At 52.3% G+C, this 20,274-nt stretch carries 20 protein-coding genes; 5 read left to right on the top strand and 15 right to left on the bottom strand.

What is annotated here, in order from left to right; translation table 11 throughout:
* Nucleotides 1-67: 67 nt before the first annotated feature.
* From lpxA to rpsB, 13 genes are all read right to left on the bottom strand, one after another.
* Nucleotides 68-841: an acyl-ACP--UDP-N-acetylglucosamine O-acyltransferase gene (lpxA, locus tag R6U90_RS07435; protein WP_410352038.1), complete on the bottom strand. Its 774-nt coding sequence runs from the start codon at nt 839-841 to the stop codon at nt 68-70.
* Nucleotides 838-1,284 carry a 3-hydroxyacyl-ACP dehydratase FabZ gene (gene fabZ, locus R6U90_RS07430; RefSeq protein WP_310692322.1) on the bottom strand — a complete coding sequence of 149 codons (447 nt, stop codon included), beginning with the start codon at nt 1,282-1,284 and terminating at the stop codon, nt 838-840. The genes lpxA and fabZ overlap by 4 nt, the downstream gene beginning before the upstream one ends.
* A 25-nt stretch (nt 1,285-1,309) precedes the next feature.
* On the bottom strand, nt 1,310-2,326 hold the full coding sequence (lpxD, locus tag R6U90_RS07425) for a UDP-3-O-(3-hydroxymyristoyl)glucosamine N-acyltransferase (RefSeq protein ID WP_410352037.1): 1,017 nt from the start codon (nt 2,324-2,326) through the stop codon (nt 1,310-1,312).
* Nucleotides 2,327-2,337: 11 nt separating this feature from the next.
* Nucleotides 2,338-2,874: an OmpH family outer membrane protein gene (locus tag R6U90_RS07420; protein ID WP_410352036.1), complete on the bottom strand. Its 537-nt coding sequence runs from the start codon at nt 2,872-2,874 to the stop codon at nt 2,338-2,340.
* Nucleotides 2,875-2,902: 28 nt separating this feature from the next.
* Nucleotides 2,903-5,173, bottom strand: coding sequence for an outer membrane protein assembly factor BamA (gene bamA / locus R6U90_RS07415; protein WP_410352035.1), 2,271 nt, complete (start codon nt 5,171-5,173; stop codon nt 2,903-2,905).
* Nucleotides 5,174-5,227: 54 nt separating this feature from the next.
* Complete coding sequence (gene rseP / locus R6U90_RS07410) at nt 5,228-6,595, bottom strand: RIP metalloprotease RseP (RefSeq protein ID WP_410352034.1); 1,368 nt, start codon at nt 6,593-6,595, stop codon at nt 5,228-5,230.
* The gene (gene ispC / locus R6U90_RS07405) at nt 6,595-7,785 is read right to left on the bottom strand and encodes a 1-deoxy-D-xylulose-5-phosphate reductoisomerase (protein ID WP_410352033.1); all 1,191 of its coding nucleotides are present in this window, start codon (nt 7,783-7,785) and stop codon (nt 6,595-6,597) included. Before ispC ends, rseP begins: the two co-directional genes overlap by 1 nt.
* Complete coding sequence (locus R6U90_RS07400; protein WP_410352032.1) at nt 7,782-8,612, bottom strand: phosphatidate cytidylyltransferase; 831 nt, start codon at nt 8,610-8,612, stop codon at nt 7,782-7,784. The genes ispC and R6U90_RS07400 overlap by 4 nt, the downstream gene beginning before the upstream one ends.
* Complete coding sequence (locus R6U90_RS07395) at nt 8,605-9,381, bottom strand: isoprenyl transferase (RefSeq protein WP_410352031.1); 777 nt, start codon at nt 9,379-9,381, stop codon at nt 8,605-8,607. The genes R6U90_RS07400 and R6U90_RS07395 overlap by 8 nt, the downstream gene beginning before the upstream one ends.
* 41 nt (nt 9,382-9,422) lie before the next feature.
* Nucleotides 9,423-9,980 carry a ribosome recycling factor gene (gene frr / locus R6U90_RS07390; protein WP_410352030.1) on the bottom strand — a complete coding sequence of 186 codons (558 nt, stop codon included), beginning with the start codon at nt 9,978-9,980 and terminating at the stop codon, nt 9,423-9,425.
* 12 nt (nt 9,981-9,992) lie between these two features.
* Nucleotides 9,993-10,709 carry a UMP kinase gene (gene pyrH, locus R6U90_RS07385; RefSeq protein ID WP_410352029.1) on the bottom strand — a complete coding sequence of 239 codons (717 nt, stop codon included), beginning with the start codon at nt 10,707-10,709 and terminating at the stop codon, nt 9,993-9,995.
* A gap of 30 nt (nt 10,710-10,739) precedes the next feature.
* A complete protein-coding gene (gene tsf, locus R6U90_RS07380) occupies nt 10,740-11,621 on the bottom strand; it encodes a translation elongation factor Ts (RefSeq protein ID WP_410352028.1) in 882 nt (293 codons plus the stop codon).
* Nucleotides 11,622-11,741: 120 nt separating this feature from the next.
* Nucleotides 11,742-12,680 carry a 30S ribosomal protein S2 gene (gene rpsB / locus R6U90_RS07375; RefSeq protein WP_410352027.1) on the bottom strand — a complete coding sequence of 313 codons (939 nt, stop codon included), beginning with the start codon at nt 12,678-12,680 and terminating at the stop codon, nt 11,742-11,744.
* A 288-nt stretch (nt 12,681-12,968) separates the two neighbouring features.
* On the opposite strand from rpsB, the gene map reads away from it, so the two are divergent.
* Together map and glnD are read left to right on the top strand one after the other, a co-directional pair.
* A complete protein-coding gene (map, locus tag R6U90_RS07370; RefSeq protein ID WP_410352026.1) occupies nt 12,969-13,742 on the top strand; it encodes a type I methionyl aminopeptidase in 774 nt (257 codons plus the stop codon).
* Nucleotides 13,739-16,390, top strand: coding sequence for a [protein-PII] uridylyltransferase (gene glnD, locus R6U90_RS07365; protein WP_410352025.1), 2,652 nt, complete (start codon nt 13,739-13,741; stop codon nt 16,388-16,390). The genes map and glnD overlap by 4 nt, the downstream gene beginning before the upstream one ends.
* A gap of 19 nt (nt 16,391-16,409) precedes the next feature.
* Here glnD and R6U90_RS07360 read toward each other — a convergent pair whose 3' ends face one another.
* Both R6U90_RS07360 and R6U90_RS07355 read right to left on the bottom strand, forming a co-directional pair.
* Complete coding sequence (locus tag R6U90_RS07360) at nt 16,410-16,784, bottom strand: VOC family protein (RefSeq protein WP_410352024.1); 375 nt, start codon at nt 16,782-16,784, stop codon at nt 16,410-16,412.
* Nucleotides 16,781-17,713, bottom strand: coding sequence for a DMT family transporter (locus R6U90_RS07355; RefSeq protein WP_410352023.1), 933 nt, complete (start codon nt 17,711-17,713; stop codon nt 16,781-16,783). The genes R6U90_RS07360 and R6U90_RS07355 overlap by 4 nt, the downstream gene beginning before the upstream one ends.
* Before the next feature lie 47 nt (nt 17,714-17,760).
* On the opposite strand from R6U90_RS07355, the gene dapC reads away from it, so the two are divergent.
* The 3 genes from dapC to R6U90_RS07340 all read left to right on the top strand — a co-directional run bounded on the left by dapC (nt 17,761) and on the right by R6U90_RS07340 (nt 20,220).
* Nucleotides 17,761-18,957 (top strand): succinyldiaminopimelate transaminase, encoded by a 1,197-nt coding sequence (gene dapC / locus R6U90_RS07350; protein WP_410352022.1) that lies wholly within the window; start codon nt 17,761-17,763, stop codon nt 18,955-18,957.
* Nucleotides 18,958-19,045: 88 nt separating this feature from the next.
* Nucleotides 19,046-19,867, top strand: coding sequence for a 2,3,4,5-tetrahydropyridine-2,6-dicarboxylate N-succinyltransferase (gene dapD, locus R6U90_RS07345; RefSeq protein ID WP_410352021.1), 822 nt, complete (start codon nt 19,046-19,048; stop codon nt 19,865-19,867).
* An 8-nt stretch (nt 19,868-19,875) separates the two neighbouring features.
* Nucleotides 19,876-20,220 (top strand): ArsC family reductase, encoded by a 345-nt coding sequence (locus tag R6U90_RS07340; RefSeq protein ID WP_410352020.1) that lies wholly within the window; start codon nt 19,876-19,878, stop codon nt 20,218-20,220.
* Nucleotides 20,221-20,274: the final 54 nt, after the last annotated feature.

Raw genomic sequence — 20,274 nt, 5'->3', positions numbered from 1 at the left:
TTTATTAATTCAAAATTTAACATTCAAAATTCAACATTGTCATACCCTCTGGGTTCCTTCCACTACTCTATCTAAGGATTCCGCGCTGGGAGCGGTTGAGGAAGTCGAGCATGGGTTGTACTTCGGGGTGTTGTTCGGTCAGGGGTTTGAGGTATTGCCGGGCTTCGTCGCTGGTATGGCCGGAGCGGTAGATAATTTTGTACGCATCCTTGATCGCCCTGATCGCTTCCTTACTGTATTCGTGGCGCTTGAGCCCTTCGCTGTTAATACCATAGGGACTGGCCGGGTTGCCGCTGACCATCACATAAGGGGGGATATCCTTGCTGATGGTACTACCCATACCACAGAAGGCATGATTACCTATCTTGGTAAACTGGTGAACCAGGGTAAAGCCACCGAGAATAACGTTGTCATCCACTTCCACATGACCTGCGAGCGAAGCACCGTTAGCGAAGATCGTGTTATTTTCCACCAGGCAATCATGCGCAATGTGGATATAAGCCATTAACCAGTTGTCGTTACCGATGCGGGTAACGCCGCCACCATCGTCGGTTCCACGATTGATCGTGACAAATTCACGGATGGTGTTGCCGTCACCAATCTCCAGGCGGGAGTTCTCACCGTGATATTTTTTATCCTGGGGTATCTCGCCGATGGAACTGAACTGAAAAAAATGATTATTACGCCCGATACGGGTGGGGCCATTGATGATCACATGCGGTCCGATTACCGTACCGGCTCCTATCTGGACATCCGGCCCGATAATACTGAACGCACCAATACTGACGTCATCGGCAATCCGTGCGGCAGGATCGACAATAGCGCGTTGATCAATACTCATTCTATCTCACGTTCAGCACACATCAGTTCCGCGCTACATACCACCTTGTCGTCAACTTTCGCGCGACCGTCAAACTTCCAGATACCGCGCATCTGGCGAGTGTATTCCACTTCAAGACGCAATTGATCGCCGGGAATAACCGGCTGTTTGAAACGGGCATTATCAATGCCAACAAAATAATAGAGCGAGGTACCATCGGGTTTACGACCGACCGTCTGGAAAGCCAGAATACCCGTTGCCTGGGCCAGTGCCTCAAGAATCAACACACCCGGCATAATCGGCCGGGTCGGGAAATGTCCGATAAAGTACGGCTCATTATGAGTGACGTTTTTAATGCCCACCAGGGACTTTCCCGGTTCACATTCCAGCACCTTGTCGATCAGCAAAAAGGGATAGCGATGCGGCAAATGCTCAAGAATTTCGTAGATGTTCAGCGCGACCAAAATTCAATCCTCAATAAACGGTGTCTTATTTTCCCTGCCGGGATTCCAATGATTTAATACGCCTTGCCATCTCATCCAACTGCTTGAATCTGACAGCATTTTTTCGCCATAGTCTGTTAGGTTCCAGTGTCGTGCCGGAAGAATAGATACCCGGCTCCCGGATGGAATGTGACACAATTGACATTGCCGTAACAGTGACATTGTCAGCAATTTCTATGTGACCGGCAATACCTACCATCCCGGCAATTGTGCAGTGCTTCCCTATTCGGGCACTTCCGGCAATGCCTGTACCGGAAGCCACAACCGTATGCGCTCCAAGGCGCACATTATGCGCTACCTGAATCAGATTATCGAGTTTCACGTTGTCGCCGATAATTGTATCTTCAATAGCTCCCCGGTCGATCGTGGTATTGGCGCCGATTTCGACATCATCCCCGATAATGACGCGCCCGATCTGAGGAATTTTCAGCCACACACCCTGATCGCTGGCCTGCCCGAAACCATCCCCGCCGATGACGACCCCGGGATGAATCACTGCCTTCTGACCTATCTGACACTCATGCAAAACAGTAACATTCGCTGCAAGACGACTGTTTGACCCGATATGAACTCCGGCTTCAATAATGCAGCCGGCTCCAATCGAAACCCCTTCTCCCAGACGTACCTCAGGTCCGACATAGCAATTGACACCTATAGACACTGATTGAGGAACCGTGGCGGAGTCCTCTACGACGGCCGAGGGATGGATTCCAGGTGGAGGGGTTACAGGCGGGTATAACAATGAGGCAATCCGGGCATAGGCTGCATGCGGATTATCGACAACCAGTGCGTTAACCGGGCAGTAGCTCACATCGACTTCTTGGAGAATCACTGCTGAAGCCGAGGTGTTTGCCAGATACTGGCGATAGGTGGCATTGGTTAAAAAAGAGATTGCACCGGAATCGGCACGTGTCAGGGTCGCGACACGTTCTATAACTGTTTGCGGATCACCAACAATCTGCCCACCTGTGTAATCAGCCAGTTCTTGCAAAGTATACTTCACAATCTCGTCCGTCAGTTCTGGGCATTGCCTGAATTCGGTTTATATTGCGAATCTAACCGCTCCAGGACCTGTTGACTCAAATCCACCGACTCCGCAGCATAGATAACATTATCGCCCACGACAAGGTCGTAATCTTTATCTTTAGCCAGTGTAACGATCGTGTCATAGACCAGTTTTTGCAGCCTGTTGAGTTCGTCGTTACGGCGGATATTAAGATCCTCATTAAATTCTTCCCGGGTCCGCTCTATTTCACGTTTCTCGAGTACAATTTGACGCTCTTTTTTCTTGCGAACCTCATCGCTCATAATATCTGCGTCTCTGGCCAGTTCCTCTTCGAGTTGTTTGAGTTTTTTCTGCATGGCGACGATTTTCTCATCACGGGGAGCAAACTCATTTTCCAGCTTCTTGCGCGCGGCATCCGCCTGAGGGGCATTTTTTAGGACCAGTGAAATATTAACAAAACCTATCCGCGTTTCTGCCTGTACTGCAGATACAACGAATAAAAGCATCGAAACCAGTAAGACATAATGTATCCAGGTTTTATGCAATGTAATCACCCCGAGTCTTATCATCAAGCTAGAAGGCCGAACCCATGGTGAACTGGAAGTTTTGCACATCATCACCCGGTTCGTCGTTCAGCGGAACAGCATAACTGAACCGCAATGTACCAATCGGCGCCAGCCACATAAATGCCAGACCTGCCGAAGTGCGCAATTCATTCATATCCACGCTCTGATCGGTGGCGAAAACATTCCCGGCGTCAAAAAAGGCCGCGATGCGAGTGGAATTGCTCTGCTCGGCAAAGATGTTCGGCAAAATCAGTTCCAGGCTACCGATGACTCGTTTACTGCCCCCGAGCGGATCATTAGTACAGTCTGACCTGATCACACCATTTTCATCGGGGTCACAATCATTCGGACCCAGGCTGTTGCTGTCATAACCGCGTACCGTTCGGCTACCACCGGCATAATAGCGCATATAGGGCGGCAGGCCTTCAAAGCCGGTATCCCCGAAACTGTCACCATAGCCAAGGTTCAGTTCGGTGGACAGGGTAATGTTCTCGGTCAGAGCGAAATATTTCTGGAACCGTGTATCAATTTTATAATATTCAAGATTGCTGCCCGGAATCGCCGAGGTCAGATTCACGGAAGTTACCGAACCGGAATCCGCCAGAATCGCCCGGTTACGACTGTCCCGACGCCAGCCCAGCGAGAGCTCGTAATTATCGTAGACACTACCATTTTCATCAATAAAATCAAGTATTTCCTGTGCCACATTAGCGCCGGGAATAATCTCGGTATTCTCATAACCAAGACTCAAATTCGCCCGGCTGATTTCCGACAGGGGCAGCCCGTAATTAATTGAAGCCCCTTTCGTATTGGTTGTAAACCGGGTCAATTGCGCTTCTTCGGCATCGACTTCCCGCCAGAAAACATTAAATCCCCGACTGACGCCGTCATCCGTGTAATAGGGGTTCGTGTAGCTCAGATTATAAAATTTGGTAACATCACTGTTATTCAGGTTCAGGCCCAGCCGTTTGCCAGTGCCAAGAAAGTTTTCCTGGCTGAGGCCAAAATTAATTAACGCACCCTGGGTGTCCGAGTAACCGATGCCCGCAGTTAGAGAGCCGGTCGGACGCTCCTTGACGTTGAAATTCACATCCACCTGATCGCTGGTGCCACTGACTGCCGGCGTTTCCACCGAGACCTGCTCGAAGAAACCCAGTCGATCAAGACGGGTACGGGACAGCGAGACTTTCTCCGTAGAAAGCCAGTCGCCTTCGTGTTGGCGCAATTCACGACGAATCACTTCGTCCCGGGTTTTGGTATTGCCGGTAATATTGATTCGACGCACATAGACACGCCGACCAGGATCCACCGACAGGGTCAGGGCAACGGTGCGGGAGTCCTTATCCAGCTCGGGGATCAGGTTCACATTGGCAAAGGCATAGCCTCTGGCCGCGAGCTTGTCACTGATGTTATTGGTGGTTTCTACACTCTTCTTATGCGAGTAAATTTCATCCACCTCAAGCGTAATCAGTTCCTTAACCTCTTCCAGCGGAATGATCGTATCACCGGTTACTTTTATATCGCTGACCGTATACTGTTCGCCTTCCGTGATATTTATCGTGATATAAACTTCCTGTTTGTCCGGTGTCAACGAAACCTGGCTAGAATCCGTATTGAAATTGATATAGCCGCGATCAAGGTAATAAGAACGCAATGCCTCGAGATCACCGCTGAATACCTGGCGTGAGTATTTCTCTCTGCCAAACATTGAGCTGTCGGCGAGAGAGATAGTCTTGAGCAGCTCCTCATCTTCAAAGGCCTTGTTGCCGACAATATTGACCGAGAAAATCTCGGCAGCCACACCTTCGGCAATCTTGATTTCAATATCAACACGGTTACGTTCAAGCGGCGTGGTAACAGTTTCAATTTCCACGCCGTATTTACCCTGCCCGTAATACTGTCGTTGCAGTTCCTGTGTAACTTTGTCCAGGGTTGAACGATCCAGAACCTGACCACGCACAAGTCCGATTTGTTGCAATGAAGACTCGAGTTGCTCATCGGGGATACTGTCGTTACCCTCAATACGAATATCGGCGATCGCCGCGCGTTCGGCAACGAAGACGACAAGAACATCGCCTTCACGTTCAAGCTCGACATCCTTGAAAAACCCGGTTTGGTAAAGTTCATGGATGGCACGGCTACTCAGCTCGGGATCCAGCCTGTCCCCTGCTTTGAGAGGCAGGTAATTGAAAACGGTACCGGCGGAAATACGCTGCAAGCCCTCCAGCCGGATATCTTTTATCTCAAATGGCTCGAATGCCTGTACAGGCAAGGCCATGCAGATCAAAATAAGTACAATAAAACTTTTTGTTTTCAAAAACATCATACAGATCTAGTTCCCAACAAATCGCATTATGTCGTTATAAAATGCCAGCCCCATAAGCATGATAAGCAGAAATATGCCAATCATACGCCCGGTTATCTCGGTCTGCTCAGATACGGGGCTGCCCTTGAATATTTCGACAAAATAAAACAGCAAATGGCCGCCATCGAGCATCGGGATCGGCAACAGGTTCAATATTCCCAGACTGATACTGACAATTGCCAGAAAGTTCAAAAACCGGTTTATGCCGGCACTTGCCGAGAGTCCGGCATGTCGAGCAATATTAATCGGCCCGCTGAGATTTTTGACAGAGATATCTCCGGTGACCAGCTTGCCCAGCATCTTGAGAGTTAACAGGGTCATATCACCGGTTTGCGTTATCGCCTTGCCAACCGCGCCGGGCACGGAGTAATCATAATAGACAACCATATCGTCCGGAATGTTTCCGGGATTCAGGGCGCCGATGCCGAGCTGACCAACTGATTTACCTTCATGTTCCACCATGCGCGGTGTTATGGTCAGGTTCAGAACCGAATCGCCACGGGCAATCCTGAATTCCAGCGGTACTCCAGGCCTTTGTCGTACATACTCCGACATATCGGTGAATAGCTCGATTTGTTGCTCATCGATTGCCAGAATCCGATCGCCTTTTTGCAAACCGGCCCGCTCTGCCGGAGACCCTTCCAGAATCTGGCCAACCTGTGCCTCGACCCGAGGTCGCCACGGTTCAAAACCGATCAATTCAAACAGATTATCCGGATCCAGTTCCCCATCGATTTGATCAAGCGGTAATTGATGCTGTGACACTGAACCGGAAGGGCTACGTAATGTCAGGCGAATCGATTCTCGATCAACGACCGCCGGTAACAGTCGCCCCATAGCCACTTCCCAGACCGGGGTCGGTTCATCATTAATTGCGATAATTTCATGTTCGGATTGCAGACCGGCAACCGCCGCAGGGGAGTTTTTCGCCACCTCGCCGATCACCGGTTTCAGTGCATTGGTACCGATAACGAACATCAGCCAGAATGCCACTATTGCAAACAGAAAGTTGAATGCCGGTCCGGCAGCCACAATAGAAAAACGCTTCCATACCGGTTGTCGATTAAACGCACGAGGTTTCTCCGCTTCTTTAACCTCGCCGTCCTTTTCATCCAGCATCTGAACATAACCGCCCAGAGGCAAAGCTGCGATAACATATTCTGTTCTGTCCGGACCGCGCACCGTGCGCCAGATGGGTCGCCCGAAACCAAGCGAATAGCGCAAAACCTTGACGCCGAGCTTTTTGGCTACCCAAAAATGACCAAACTCATGCACGGCGATCAAAATGCTGATCGCCACCAGAAAGGCCAGAGTGAAATAGGCAAACTCCAGCATTATTGCACCTTGCTGCGAGTCTGGTCGATGAACTCTCGCGCCTGCAGGCGGGCCTGTTCATCATCGTCGAGAATGGTCGCCAGATTCTCAGCACAACGGCCGGACATAACTCCCAGTACCGATTCGACGACTTCGGCGATTCCTGGAAAACCCAGTTCTTTATTCAGAAAAGCCTGCACGGCAACTTCATTAGCCGCGTTAAGAATCGCTGGTGTTGTGCCGCCCTCGCGTGCCGCCTGTTCTGCCAGTTGCAGACAAGGAAAACGTTCATAATCCGGCGGTACAAAATCCAGGTGCGCGACATCAAACAGATTCAGGCGTGCCACGCCCGAATCCATCCGTTTCGGCCAGGCCAGGGCATGGGCTATCGGGGTACGCATATCAGGTTGCCCCATCTGTGCCAGCACAGACCCATCGTCATATTCGACCATGGAGTGCACTACACTTTGCGGATGGACTACGATCTGGATGAAGTCGGGCGTGGTATCGAATAACCAGCAGGCTTCGATCAGCTCCAGGCCCTTGTTCATCATGGTGGCCGAATCAACCGAAATCTTCTGTCCCATATCCCAGTTAGGATGGGCCACCGCCTGTTCGGGGGTCACCGTTTGTAACCGGCTTAACGGCATTTGTCGAAACGGTCCGCCGGAACCGGTCAGTAAAATACGTTTGACACCCAGGTCGTGGATATTATCAGTTGGCTGACCTGGAAGGCATTGAAAAATAGCATTGTGTTCGCTATCGATCGGCAAAAGCTCCGCATCATTCTGCTTGATCGCATCCATGAACAGTTTACCGGACATCACCAGTGCTTCCTTGTTCGCCAACAGCACCCGCTTGCCTGCGCGGGCGGCTGCCAGCGTCGGTTGAAGACCGGCCGCACCGACGATAGCAGCCATCACGTAATCGGTATGAGCATGTGAGGCAACGTTAATCAACCCTTCAAGACCTGCAAGGACCCGGGTCTCAAGACCGTCCTGTTGCAGTTTGTTTTGCAGTTGTTCAGCCGCCTGGGCGTCAAACATCACGGCATAGACAGGTTGATATTGCCGGCATTGCTGATAGAGGCGCTCTACCTGGGTATTGGCTGTCAGGGCAAACACGGCAAATTGATCCTGATGACGAGCAAGCACATCCAGTGTACTCAGGCCGATTGAACCTGTAGCTCCCAGAATGGTGACCTGTTTCATGCGAACAGCCCCGCCAGATACAGACCACTGGCAAATACGGGGGCAGCAGCCGTCAGACTATCGATACGATCCAGTATGCCACCATGACCCGGCAGGATATGACCACTGTCTTTCATTCCCGCCTGACGTTTGAACAAGCTTTCAACCAGGTCACCTGCCACTGAAAACAACACAACAACCAGGCTGACAGCAACAAACCATATATAGTGTGTCATGCTCAGCTCAAACCACCAGCCGGCAACCACTGACAGTACCAGGCATCCCAACAGGCCACCCGCCACACCCTCCCAGCTTTTACCGGGGCTGACGTTATACAGGAGCTTATGCCTGCCAAAGGCGCGCCCGGCAAAATAGGCTGCACTATCCGCCAACCAGATCAGCAGCAGCAGATACATTACCCATTGCGGGCCAAAAGGTTCACGATGACGCAATACCAGTAACGCGACGAAAGGTCCGAGGATAATACCGATGCCTGCGAGTAATTTGAACAGGTTAAAACCGGAACGCTTCACCTCGTGATGCTGGTAATAAAAAAGCCCCGGCAAAGTAAGCAGCCACAATCCGCCTATAGCAAGATAGAGAATATCGATCAGCAATGGATGAGAGGCAAAAGCAAAACCGGTCACCCCCATCACCACAAACAGGATAACAACATAGAACAAACGGGATCCGGGTTGTGTCAGGCCAGACAAGCGACTCCACTCCCATGCAGCGATACTGAAAACGGTCAGCAGCAATACCACAAAGCCTGATTCAGGCAGGGAAAAAATCGCCCAGATTAACAGCGGCGCAAGGATCAGAGCGGTGATCATCCGCTGCTTAAGCATGTTTGAGCTGCTCCACCTGTTCACCGGTACGACCGAAACGACGCTGGCGACTGGCAAAAGAATCCAGTGCTTTTTCCAGCTCATTACGATCGAAATCCGGCCACAGAACATCGGTGAAATACAGTTCGGTATAAGCCAGTTGCCAGATAAGAAAGTTACTGATGCGTTGTTCGCCGCCGGTGCGGATAAACAGATCCGGCTCGGGCAAATCTTTCATGCTGAGATGCGCAGCAATATGCTGATCATTAATTTGCTCGGGAGTCAGTTCGCCCTGCTGAACCTTATTCGCAAGTTGCTGCACCGCCTGTGTGATATCCCATTTACCGCCATAATTGGCAGCGATATTCAACACCAGTTGATGATTATCGGCGGTAAGTGTTTCGGCCTGCTCAATACGTTTGCAAATTTTATCGGGAAAAGCGCTGGTATCGCCAATAATGCGCAATTGCACTTCGTTCTTGTGTAATTTTTTAATCTCGTGCTCAAGCGCCGTGAGAAACAAGTCCATCAATAATCCGACTTCTTTCTGCGGACGTCGCCAGTTTTCACTGGAGAAAGCAAACAGGGTCAGTATCTGAACACCCTTTTCACCACAACTTTTGACAACTTCTCGCACAGCCTCGACACCGGCTTTATGGCCGGCAAAACGCGGGAGATGCCGTTTCCGGGCCCAGCGGCCATTCCCATCCATAATGATGGCTACATGGCGGGGTATACCAACGTAACCATCCCGTTCTTCTCTGCTGATGTCCTGGGCTGTACTGCTCATAGAATTATAAAACTCCGCTGATCTTGACGATCGGCTCAGCCTCAAATCTCCATCAGGTCCTTTTCCTTGGCTTCCAGTGCCTCATCGACTTTCGCGATATATTTGTTAGTGAGCTTTTGCATATCTTCTTCAGCCTTATGTTCTTCGTCCTCGGTAATTTCCTTTTCCTTCAGCAGGCCTTTGAAATCACTAATGGCGTCGCGGCGAATATTACGAATTGCCACCTTGGCATTCTCTCCTTCCTGGCGTACAAGTTTAATCATATCCTTGCGACGTTCTTCGGTCAGCGCCGGTAGCGGCACCCTGATGATTTCGCCGGCAGTAGCCGGGTTCAATCCCAGATCAGACTCCAGAATCGCTTTCTCGACTTTTTGGACCATCGGTTTTTCCCAGGGTTGCACTGTGAGGGTTCGTGCATCTGCAACGGAAATATTGGCCACTTGATTCAGAGGTACCTGGGAACCGTAATATTCAACCATGACGTGATCAAGCAGACTGGTATGGGCCCGCCCGGTGCGCAATTTGGTCAGATCGGTTTTCAAGGATTCAACACTCTTGCCCATACGGGATTCAGCGTCTTTTTTAATATCATTAATCATTGATCATGCTCCCTATTCCACCAGCGTGCCTTCATTTTCACCCATTACCAGCCGCATCAACGCACCCTGTTTGGTCATGTTAAACACACGTATCGGGATATGATTATCCCGGCACAGAACGATTGCGGTGGTATCCATGACCGCCAGCTTCTGCTCAATAACCTGGTCATAGTCCAGTTTTTCAAAAAGTTTGGCCGACGGATCCTTGACCGGATCAGAGGAATACACCCCATCAACCTTGGTACCCTTGACTACAACATCAGCACCAATCTCGATACCGCGCAGACTGGCCGCCGTATCGGTCGTAAAAAACGGGTTACCGGTTCCGGCTGCGAATACCACGACACGCTGTTTTTCCAGGTGGCGAACCGCACGCAGGCGAATGTAATCCTCGCATACGGTATGGATTGGCAGGGCCGACATAACACGCACAAGTAATCCCTGGCTTTTTATCGCATCCTGCAAAGCCAGTGCGTTGATAACAGTTGCGAGCATGCCCATGTGATCGGCAGTAACCCGGTCCATCCCTTCCGAGGCAAGATTAACGCCCCGGAAGATATTCCCGCCGCCGATAACCATGGCCACCTGCACACCGGCCTGATTGAGTTCCTTGACATCAGCCGCAATCGAACTGATTACCGCCGGATCGATGCCATATTCATGATCGCCCATCAGGGCTTCACCGCTCAGCTTGAGCAGTATGCGTTTATATATAGGTGTCTTGGCCATACGTTATCGTTTTTATGTTGATGGTAAAAATCAGCTTTTGGCCTGAGCCATAACCTCCTCGGCGAAGTTCTCCTGTTTCTTCTCAATCCCTTCGCCAACTTCATAGCGAACAAACTGGTGAACGGTCGCGCCTGCGGACTTGAGCAGTTGCTCAACCGTCTGGTCCGGATCCTTAACAAAAGGCTGTCCCAGAAGAGTTACTTCCTTCATGAATTTTTTGATCCGGCCCTCGACCATTTTCTCGATGATTTCGGCCGGTTTGCCACTTTCAGCGGCCTGGGCGGAAAAGATATCTTTTTCCTTCTGGATAACATCACTCGGAACATGTTCTTCGGAAACACAGACCGGACGGCTGGCGGCAATATGCATAGCCAGGTCCTTGCCAAGCTGCTCATCGCCACCTTCAATATCAATCAACACACCGATACGGCTACCGTGCATGTAATGACTCAGCTTACCCCTGGCTTCGATGACTTCAAAACGACGAACCGCCATGTTTTCACCGATTTTCGCGATCAGGGTCTTGCGTGTATCTTCAATCGAGGTGTTGTCAGTGTCACTGATGGGCAGGGCCATCAACGTATCCAGATCGGCAGGCTTGTCTTTCAAAACGCGATTGGCCACGTTATCTACCAGCGTCTGAAAGTCTTCACCCTTGGTGACAAAGTCGGTTTCACAATTCACTTCAACAATGGCACCGGTTTTGCCATCGGGAGTCACTTTAATTGCCACCAGACCTTCGGCGGCGGTACGGCCGGCTTTCTTGTCGGCCTTGGCCATACCGGATTTGCGCATCTGCTCGATAGCCGCGTCGATATCACCATCGGTTTCCACCAATGTTTTTTTGCATTCCATCATGCCTGCGCCGGTACGTTCGCGCAGTTCCTTGACCAATGCTGCTGTAATTGCCATGAGTCTTGCCCTCTAATCAGTTCTTTAATCGATCATACTAAATCAGTTTGTAAAATCCGAAAAAGGGGGCAACGCCCCCTTTTTCGTTTTGCTTTTAACAGGTTGGCTAAAGCTCGTACCTTACTCGGAATCCGCCTCAGCCGAAGCGACTTCCGTTACTGTAGATTCGGCCACTGTGGACTCTGCCTCGTCTGTACCACTCGCCTCTGAACTCTTTGTCGCGGTTTTCTTTTTCGCAACTGTTTTCTTCTTGGCAGCGGTTTTCTTCTTGGCAGCGGTTTTCTTCCTGGCCGTTTTCTTCTTGCTGGCCGTATTCACTTCGCCTTCTTCGTTGAGTTCGACGAAATCATCGCCGGCGCCTTCACCGATGTGAGCGGAGGAAGCCTTGCCTTCAAGTACTGCCGCTGAGACGCCCTGGGTATAGAGCGTAATCGCGCGAATCGCATCATCATTTCCCGGAATGACGTAATCGATATTATCCGGACTATTATTGGTATCCACGACACCAATCACCGGAATCCCCAGCTTGACTGCTTCGGCGATCGCGATTTTTTCGTGTCCCACGTCGATGACGAACAGCGCATCTGGCAGGCCATTCATGTTCTTGATACCACCGAGACTGCGTTCCAGTTTTTCCTGTTCACGGCTCAGGCTGAGGACCTCGCGTTTGTTCAGGCCTTCGGTGGCGCCGCTTTCCATCATCGATTCAAGCTCCTTGAGGCGCTTGATGGACTGTTTGACAGTCTTGTAGTTGGTCAGCATACCGCCGAGCCAGCGATGATTCACAAATGGCATACCACAGCGTTCGGCTTCCTCACGGACCAGTTTCTGAGCAGCGCGCTTGGTGCCCACGAACATAATGGTGCCTTTGTTGGCCGCCAGCGAACTGATGAAATTCATCGCCTCGTTGTAGAGCGGCAGGCTCTTTTCCAGATTAATAATGTGGATTTTATTGCGGTCCCCGAAGATATAGGGGGCCATTTTAGGGTTCCAGAATCGGGTCTGATGCCCGAAATGCACGCCAGCCTCAAGCATCTGGCGCATCGTTACGTCAGCCATTATAGTATCTCCTGTATCGGGTTAGGCCTCCATGCATCCCATCTGCCAACCCGCCGGAGCGGGCACCCGGACAGATGTGCCGATGCATGTGTGTCAATTTTGACCGGGGCAAACCGCCGGCCGTTGGATTTGCTAAACAAGCGCGCGATTTATACCATAAAGCGCGCTTAACGACAACGAAACGGCCCGGTTTGTGCGCACAAAAACCCGTCCCAGGCCCTGACCGGGCACCATTCACGAATTTTTGCGACAGGAGCACCCTCACGCCTGTGGCGTGGAGAAAAATCAATGAGCGTCAGTATCAAAACAGCCGAACAGATTGAAAAAATGCGAGTCGCCGGACGTCTCGGCGCCGAAGTGCTGGAGATGATCGAACCCCATGTTCAGCCGGGCGTGACTACTGCCGAGCTGGACCGGATCTGCCACGATTATATCGTCAACGAGCAGCAGGCCGTACCTGCCCCGCTCAATTATCACGGCTTTCCCAAATCGGTCTGCACCTCGGTCAACCACGTGGTCTGCCACGGTATTCCGAATGAAAAACGCCTGAAAAAGGGGGATGTGATCAACATCGATGTGACCGTTATCAAGGACGGTTTTCACGGCGACACCAGCAAGATGTTCTTTGTCGGTGAACCCTCGATTCAGGCCCGCAGGCTGGCCAAAACCGCCTACGAATGTCTGCTTATCGGTATCGATCTGGTCGAACCGGGTCGGCCGCTGCGCGATATCGGACGCGCTATCCAGCAACATGCCGAGAAAAACAATTACAGCGTGGTGCGCGAATACTGCGGCCACGGTATCGGGGAGAATTTCCACGAGGAGCCCCAGGTCCTGCACTACGACGATGCCCGTACCTCGCTGAAGCTGGAAACGGGTATGACCTTTACCATCGAACCGATGGTCAACGCCGGCAAGCGGCAGACCAAGCTGCTCAAGGACGGCTGGACGGTGGTTACCAAGGACCATGCCCTCTCCGCCCAGTGGGAACATACCATCCTGGTCACAGACGACGGTCACGACGTACTGACCCGCCGCCGCGAGGAAAATTTCGGGCAATGAGCGTCTCACTGGTCCCGGTTGATGCGGACCTGTTCAACGCAGGGCAATTCGATACCGCGCTGCAGCAAGGCGAGCCCCCGCTGCCCCTGTTCAGGGACACGCTGAGCGCAGCCCACAAGGAACTGGCACGCCGTTTTTACGCCGGCCGTGCCGCCACTGAACTGGTCGCCTCCCGGGCCGGTCTGATCGACGCCCTGCTGCTACGGGCCTGGCGCCTGTACTTCGAGCCCGGGGATCCCGGTATCGCTCTGCTGGCCGTAGGTGGTTACGGTCGCGGAGAACTGCATCCGGCCTCGGATGTGGACCTGATGCTGTTACTGGCCGAAGCCCCGACGCCCTACCACAGTGCCATCGAAGGCTTTTTAACTTTCCTGTGGGATATCGGTCTGGAAGTCGGCCAGAGCGTGCGCACCCTCAGTGAATGCCAACAGGAGGCTGTACGCGACATCACTGTCGCCACCAATCTGCAGGAAGCCCGTTTACTGATCGGTCCGCCGTCACTGTTTGAACAACAGCGGCAACTGTGTGGACCTGAACAGATCTGGCCCAGTCGCAAGTTTTTCGAAGCCAAGCTGCAGGAACAGCAAAAACGGCATGAAAAATTTCATGACACTGCCTACAACCTCGAGCCCAATATCAAGGACGGCCCGGGCGGACTGCGTGATATTCAAATTATCGGTTGGGTTGCCAAACGCCACTATAATGCCGGGACCCTGTATCAGCTGGTTGACCACGGCTTTTTGACCAAAAACGAATACCGCACCCTGCATGAGGGTCAGGCCTTTCTCTGGCAAGTGCGTTTCGGCCTGCACCTGATCGCCGGCCGGCGCGAGGATCGTCTGTTGTTCGATCACCAGCGAGAACTGGCGCGTCATTTTGGCTATCGCGATAATTTCAAGGGACTCGCGGTAGAACAGTTCATGAAGCAGTATTATCGCACTATCACGGAACTGGGGCGGCTGAATGAAATGTTGCTGCAGCTGTTCAAGGAAGAGATTTTACTGGCCGAAGAGCAAGCCGAACCCATTTCTCTGAACAAACGCTTTCAGGCCCGCAAGGGTTATCTGGAAGTCAAGGACGACAATATCTTTGTTCATTACCCGTTTGCCTTGCTCGAAGTATTCCTGATCTTAATGCAGCATCCGCAACTCAATGGTGTACGTGCCAACACCATTCGCCTGATTCGCGATCACACCTGGCTGATTGACGGCAGCTTCCGGGCGGATCTGCGTAATCGCTCGCTGTTTATGGAAATCGTTCGTTACGGCCACGGTTTCACGCATGCCCTGCGACGCATGCATCGTTACGGGGTACTGGCAGCTTATCTGCCGCTTTTCGGGCGCATTGTCGGCCAGATGCAGCACGACCTGTTTCATGTCTATAGCGTCGACGAACACACCCTGATGGTGATACGCAACCTGCGGCGTTTTACGGTGCCGGAATATTTTCACGAATTCCCGCTATGCAGTGAGATCATGCAACGTATTCCCAAGCAGGAATTGTTACTGCTGGCCGCTCTGTTTCACGATATCGCCAAGGGCCGGGGGGGCGATCACTCCACCCTGGGTGCCAGCGATGCCCGTGAGTTTTCTCGCAACCACGGCCTGAGCCGTTATGACACCAATCTGGTCGTGTGGCTGGTAAAAAATCACCTGTTAATGTCTTCCACCGCGCAGCGCAAGGATATCAGCGATCCGGATATCGTGCATGAGTTCGCCGAGCAGGTTGGCGATATGGTGCACCTGAATTATCTCTATTTGCTGACCGTTGCCGATATTCGCGGTACCAGTGAGCATGTCTGGAACTCCTGGAAAGATGCACTACTCCAGGAACTGTATCATGCCAGCGTCCGTGCCCTGCGCCGGGGGTTGAAAAATCCCCTGGTCCAATCCGAGCTGGTCGCCGAACGCCGGGCAGCCGCTTCCGAACTGCTGGAATCAGACGACGAACACAATGTACTGATCAACCAGTTATGGGATAATCTTGGCGATGAATACTTCTTGCGTTACTTTCCCGACGAGATCGTCTGGCATACACAGGCCATCCTCAATACCGACCTGGAAGACCTGCCCGTCATCCTGTTTCGAGAACAGAGCCGTCGCGGCGGTACCGAGATATTTATTTATACAAGGGACCATCCAAACCTGTTTTCACTAATCACGTCTGTTCTGAGCCAGGCAGGCATGACCGTGGTGGATGCGCGCATCCTTGCCTCGCGCGACGGTTATACACTCGACACACTTCAGTACCTCGACAGTAGTGGCGAACCAGTAGTCGATTCCCAGCGTAACAGTGAGATTCGCAACAAACTCTATCATTTATTGCGCAACCCGGGACAGGAAGCGCCGGAGATAACCCGTCGCTTGCCACGTCAGGCCAAGCACTTCAAGATTCCGACCGTTATCTTTTTCGAAGATGATAGCGAACGAACTGTCATGCATGTTAAAACCTATGACAGACCGGGTCTGCTATCTAGTCTCGGTACCGCCTTTTACCAACACCACGTCCAGCTGTATAACGCCAAGATCGCCACTTTCGGGGAACGGGTCGAGGATATTTTCGAAATCACGACGCAGGATGATCAGCCACTCGATCCCGAGTTGAAGGAAACCCTGCGTCTCAGTGCGCTGGAGCAACTGGAAGATTAGAGATACAGCAATCTGCCGTTCAAACAGCCTCGATACATTCCATGGTATTACCATCAGGGTCGCGACAGAACAATGCCCGACGCCCTGATAGGCTGAGTGTAAAATCAATCCCCTGCTGTTCAAGCCTGGCACTCAATGCGTCCAGTGACTTTACGCTAACAGCCAGGTGTCGATCACGACCACCATGGGCCGGTCTGTCCGTCACCGGATCCGGATTGGGCAGTTCCAGTAAATGCAATTGCTGGTCACCAATTCGTAACCAGGCACCAGGATAGCCGAGATCGGGTCGTGTCTCATCGACAGGTAAACCCAGTACGTTCTTATAAAAATCGAGCGCGCGCGATGTATCACTGATAATCACGCTGACATGGTGAATTGATATTATATTGCTCATACGATCAGGTCTTTGTCGGGGTTTTGCAATTGCCGGCGTGCCGATAACCAGGCAGCAATAACTATTAATATCCCGCCGATCCATTCCTTGGGCAGAATGATTTCCTCGGTCAGCCATTGCGAAGAGGCTGCTCCAGCTACCAGCTCAAACAATAAAATTACCGAGGAACGATGAACCGGCATGTGGGTAACACCATAGACCACGCTAAATGTCATAATCACCATCATCAGGGCACCGATTAACCAGGCATAACCCACCACCTGAAAAGAAACCTCCGGCAAGCCCATATCGCTGAACACAATCAATGCGCCTGAAACCAGTATGGCTCCGAACCAGGTAACCGATGTTTTGACCGGTATCGATACCCTGTCGGTAAACCGCACCAGGGAGTTGAGAATCGCAAAGCTGACTCCAGCCACCAGTGCCAGCCAGTCACCTTTGCCGGCGGGCCAGGGATACCCCATGCCCGGATGCCAGAGCATGACGACGGCGCCGCCGATTGCCACAATCAATACCCCGATCGATAATATATGCAACTCTTCCTTGAGAAACAGCCAGCCAATCAGGGTTGCCCACAGGGGCGAGAGATAAAACAGCAACAATACCCGCATCACCTCACCTTCGAGCATTGCCAGAATAAAGGAGGTATTGCACACACCACTGGCCAGCACCATGAATAACAACGGCCAGGGCGCGAGCCGCAGCTCCCTGAAAAAATTCATTCCCTGGCGCCAGAGAAGTATAATGACCACCCAGAGGGTGCCAGTATAGATAAAAAAAGTTTGCCATAAACCGCTCAGGCCAGACTCTTCCAGCCAGCGCAATGGAAACCAGAACACCCCCCACAGGGTAGCGGCCAGTAACAAACCGAATACCGGTGTGGCTGCATGCAATTTGGCGGTCCGGTCTGAATCCCCTATACTACCCATCTTTCGTTCCTGCTGATGTCAATCCAACCCGTTTTACAGCCCACAGTATGAATCCGGACCTCGATAAATTACACCCCTATCCATTTGAAAAGCTCGCGCAGCTTAAAAACGGCGTAATACCGCCGGCAAATCTGGAACATATCGCCCTGTCCATCGGTGAACCCAAACACACTGCCCCGCAATTTGTGCTGGACGTGCTCCGCGATGCCCTGCCGACGCTGGCCAGCTACCCCCAGACGCGCGGTAGCGTGGCACTACGCGAAGCGATTGTCGGTTGGCTTAACAAACGCTTTGAGGTACCGGAGGGCAGCCTGGATGTGGAACGGCATATTCTCCCGGTCAATGGTACCCGCGAGGCACTGTTTGCCTTCGCCCAGGCAATGGTGGATCGCACACGTGACCCGCTGGTACTCATGCCCAATCCCTTTTACCAGATATACGAAGGAGCGGCTGTATTAGCCGGGGCCGAACCCGGTTATCTCAACTGCGAGGCCGCCAACGGTTTTATGCCCGACTTTGACTCTGTCAGTCAGCAAACCTGGCAACGCTGTCAGTTGCTGTATTTGTGTTCACCAGGTAATCCGACCGGTGCGGTACTGGATCTACCGACACTGACCCGCCTGATGGAACTGGCCGAACGTCATGATTTCATCATCGCGGCTGATGAATGTTATTCGGAAATCTATTTCGATGAATCAGCGCCGCCCGTTGGCCTGCTGCAAGCTGCGGCCGCGGCCGGCAATGATCAATTCAAACGCTGCGTGGTGTTCCATAGCCTGTCCAAGCGCTCCAACCTGCCCGGTCTGCGTTCCGGCTTTGTCGCCGGCGATGCAGCGATTCTTGACAGATTCCACCGTTATCGCACCTATCACGGCTGTGCCATGCCTCCTCATCACCAGCTGGCCAGCATGGCCGCCTGGGCCGATGAACAGCATGTGGAACAAAACCGGGAACTGTACCGGCAGAAATTCGATGCAGTGCTGTCCATTCTGCAGCCGGTCATGAGTGTCGAACGCCCCGCCGCCGGTTTCTACCTGTGGCCGCTAACACCGGCTGATGATACGAATTTCGCCCGTCGCCTGTACGGCGAACAAAATGTCACGGTGCTGCCGGGGCAATACCTGTCACGCGACAGCGAACAGCGGAATCCCGGGCGCAACCGGGTGCGTATGGCACTGGTGGCCGGGCCGGACGAATGCGTAGAGGCCGCCGGACGTATAAAAAACCTTATCGAACAGTGGTGAAAAGCTGCGTGAACGGGTTCGGCCCGGTATAATCGCCCCCAGTTGTGGCCAGGCGGCCACCCGGCGAATCAAGAATGCGGAGAATTTCATGAGTGACATTATCAATATCATCGACAACGCCTTCGAAAACCGTGCCGATATTACCCCGCGCAGCGTGGATACGATCGTCAAGGAAGCGGTCAGCGAGGCCCTTGCCATGCTCGATAAGGGCGAAGCCCGGGTTGCAGAAAAAGAAAATGGCGACTGGGTGGTGAATGAATGGCTGAAAAAAGCCGTCCTGCTCTCGTTCCGCATCCACGACAATGAATTTATGAAGGGTGGCTTTACCAATTATTTTGACAAGGTGCCGGCCAAATACAACGAATACAACTCACGCGACTTTCGCGCCGACGGTGTGCGCGTGGTTCCACCGGCCACCGTGCGCCGTGGCGCCTATATTGCCCCCAGCGTGGTGCTGATGCCTTCGTATGTCAATATCGGCGCTTATGTGGACTCCGGAACAATGGTCGACACCTGGGCCACGGTCGGTTCCTGTGCCCAGATTGGCAAGAACGTGCATCTGTCCGGCGGCGTCGGGATCGGGGGTGTACTGGAACCGCTGCAGGCTGCACCGACCATCATCGAGGACAACTGTTTTATCGGCGCCCGCTCCGAGGTAGTCGAAGGCGTAATCGTCGAAGAGGGTTCGGTTATCTCCATGGGCGTTTACCTGGGACAGAGTACCCGAATCTACAACCGCATGACCGATGAAATCACCTACGGGCGTATCCCGGCCGGTTCGGTGGTGGTCTCCGGCAACCTGCCATCCGGGGACGGAAAGTACAGCCTTTATTGTGCGGTTATTGTCAAACAGGTCGATGAGAAGACCCGGGGCAAGGTCGGTCTCAACGAACTTCTGCGCGATATCTGAATCGTCCGATGCTGTTCCTGTACGGCATCAAAAACTGCGATACGGTCAAAAAGGCGCGTCGCTGGCTGGAAGAACATGAACTTGAGTATACCTTTCATGACTTCCGCCAGGACGGTCTGGATTATGACCGACTCAACGACTGGGCCGGGCAGCTCGGCTGGGAAGCCCTGCTCAACCGGCGCAGTACTACCTGGCGCCAGCTTGACGAAAGCCAGCGATCCAATCTTGACCAATCAGCCGCCCTCTCTCTGATGAAGGCCCACCCCACACTGATTCGCCGACCGGTGCTGGATACCAGCTCACAGCTTGTTATTGGTTTTTCCAAAAATGACTACCTGAGATTGCTTAAATAAATAACCTCTGATACAAGAAGGTTAATTTCATACGGATTCTGCCGATATAGACTT

Source organism: Thiohalophilus sp., assembly GCF_046483665.1.
Taxonomy (GTDB): domain Bacteria; phylum Pseudomonadota; class Gammaproteobacteria; order UBA6429; family Thiohalophilaceae; genus Thiohalophilus.
Note: the sequence above shows the minus strand (reverse complement) of the source record. Positions and strands in the feature narration are given on the sequence as shown.